The organism is Legionella waltersii (assembly GCF_001468085.1).
GTDB classification, from domain to species: Bacteria; Pseudomonadota; Gammaproteobacteria; order Legionellales; family Legionellaceae; genus Legionella; species Legionella waltersii.
In genome coordinates this window covers 1-225 of the sequence record NZ_LNZB01000053.1, presented here as the reverse complement: position 1 = coordinate 225, position 225 = coordinate 1, and the positions used below count along the sequence as shown (strand labels likewise).

Here is a 225-nt window from a genome sequence, read left to right as displayed (position 1 = left end):
GTATCAATCCAACAACGAATCTCTATTTATTAAGAGCAAGCATTTCTGTAAAAGGGCGTTCTATTGTGCTTTATGAGGAATGTCACCCCAAGAAAAAAGAGAACAATCATGTTGTTCACAAGCAGTTTTTAAAGAACCTTAAAGCCATTTTACCCTCTTGTGCCACCCCAATTATTGTTACTGATGGAGGATTTCGAGCCCCATGGTTTATGGCTGTTCGTGAGA

1 pseudogene is annotated in these 225 nt (G+C 39.1%); it reads left to right on the top strand.

Features of this window, described 5'->3' with window-relative positions:
* Window positions 1–225, top strand: a pseudogene (locus Lwal_RS17570) (hypothetical protein); the annotation flags it as partial.